The organism is Actinoplanes sp. DH11, assembly GCF_020873875.1.
GTDB lineage: Bacteria > Actinomycetota > Actinomycetes > Mycobacteriales > Micromonosporaceae > Actinoplanes.
The window spans coordinates 1-2,217 of sequence record NZ_JAHWGU010000064.1; the positions used below are offsets into that span (position 1 = coordinate 1).

General features: G+C 70.6%; 1 protein-coding gene. It reads left to right on the forward strand.

Annotated features, from left to right (window positions below; all coding sequences use genetic code 11):
• On the forward strand, positions 1-2,217 hold a 2,217-nt coding region (locus LPA41_RS40705; protein WP_229076847.1), incomplete at both ends, for a beta-ketoacyl synthase N-terminal-like domain-containing protein.

The following is a 2,217-nucleotide window of genomic DNA, read 5'->3' on the forward strand; positions in this document are numbered from 1 at the left end:
AAGACTGCTGGTGCGGTGAATTTGGATCGGGCGTTTGCGGATGTCGATCTGGATGCGTTCGTGGTGTTCTCGTCGAACGCGGGGACGTGGGGCAGTGGTGGTCAGGCGGCATACGCGGCCGCGAACGTCTACCTCGATGCGATCGCGGACCGGCGCCGCGCCCGTGGCCTCCGGGCGACCTCCATCGCCTGGGCCGGGTGGCAGGGCGAGGGCATGTCCGGCGGCGAAGTCGCCGGGCGGTTGCGCCGGCGCGGTCTCACCCCCATGCCCGTCGAACACACCCTTACCGCGCTGCGGCAGGCGGTGGCGCACGACGAGGCCTTCGTGGCCGTGGCCGACGTGGACTGGGACAGGTTCGTGCCGGCGTTCACCTCGGCACGGCGGCGGCCGCTGATCGAGGACATCCCGGAGGTGCGCAAGGCGCTGGCCGAGATGGATCGGGCGCGTGCCGAGGCCGAATCGGGTGGCAGTGAGCTGCGGACCAGTCTCGCCGGGCTTTCCGTCGTCGAGCAGGACCGGGTCCTGCTCGACATGGTCCGCACCGAGGTCGCCGCCGTGCTCGGCCACGCCGATGCCGGCCAGGTCGACCCCGGCCGGGCGTTCCGCGAGCTCGGGTTCGACTCGCTGACCGCGGTCGACCTGCGTACCAGGCTCGGCGTCGCCACCGGGCTGCGCCTGCCGACCACTCTCGCTTTCGACCACCCGAACGCCATTGAGCTCGCCGCCCGGCTACGGGCCGATCTGCTCGGCGAGACCGGCGACCGGCCGGCCGCCGGCCGATCGGCGGCCGTCGCCGACGAGCCGATCGCCATCGTCGGCATGAGCTGCCGGTTCCCCGGCGGCGTCGGATCTCCCGAGGAGCTGTGGAAGCTCGTCGTCGACGGTGTCGACACGGTCGGCGGGTTCCCCGAGGACCGCGGCTGGTCCGCCGGGGCATACCAGGACCCGGGCCCGGGCACCGGTTTCTCCCGCGAAGGCGCGTTCCTCTACGACGCCGGCGACTTCGACCCTGGCATGTTCGGCATCTCGCCGCGCGAGGCCATGGGCATGGACCCGCAGCAACGCCTCCTGCTCGAGGGCACCTGGGAGGTGCTGGAGCGAGCCGGAATCGATCCGCTGTCGCTGCGCGGCACCGAGACCGGCGTCTTCGTCGGCACCAACGGCCAGGACTACGCCACCGTGCTGATGCTCGCCCCGGGCACCGCCGACGGTTTCGGCGTCACGAACAACGCGGCGAGCGTCGTGTCCGGCCGGATCTCGTACACGTTCGGTTTCGAAGGTCCCGCGGTCACTGTGGACACCGGCTGCTCGTCGTCGCTCGTCGCGCTGCACCTGGCGGCCCAGGCGCTGCGGGCCGGCGAGTGCGACCTGGCGCTCGCCGGTGGCGTCACGGTCATGGCAACGCCCAGCCCGTTCTTCGAGTTCGACCGGCAGGGCGGCCTGGCGCGGGACGGCCGGTGCAAGTCGTTCGCCGACGCGGCGGACGGCACGGGCTGGGGCGAAGGCGTCGGCATGCTGCTCACCGAGCGTTTGTCGGACGCGGTGGCGAACGGTCATCGGGTGTTGGCGGTGTTGCGGGGTTCGGCGGTGAATCAGGATGGTGCGTCGAACGGTTTGACGGCGCCGAACGGTCCGTCGCAGCGGCGGGTGATTCGGCAGGCGTTGGCGAACGCGGGTGTGTCGGCGTCCGAGGTGGATGTGGTGGAGGCGCACGGTACGGGTACCCGGTTGGGTGATCCGATCGAGGCGCAGGCGTTGCTGGCGACGTACGGCCAGGACCGTGAGACACCGCTCTATCTCGGCTCCATCAAGTCGAACATCGGCCACACCCAGGCGGCCGCCGGCGTGGCCGGCATCATCAAGATGATCATGGCGATGCGGCACGGCGTGCTGCCGCGGACCTTGCACGTCGACCGTCCGTCGTCCCAGGTGGACTGGGAGAGCGGTGCGGTCTCCCTGCTGATCGATCAGGTCGCCTGGCCCGAAGGATTCCACCCGCGCCGGGCCGGCGTCTCGTCGTTCGGGGTCAGTGGCACGAATGCGCATGTGATTTTGGAGGAGGCGCCGGTTTCTGAGGTGGTTCCGGGGGTGGTGGGTTCGGGGCCTGTGGTGTTTTCGGATGTTCCGGTGGTGCCGTGGGTGTTGTCGGGGCGTTCGGTGGGTGCGTTGGGTGAGCAGGCTCGGCGGTTGGGTGAGTTTGTGGGTGGGCGGGGTTTG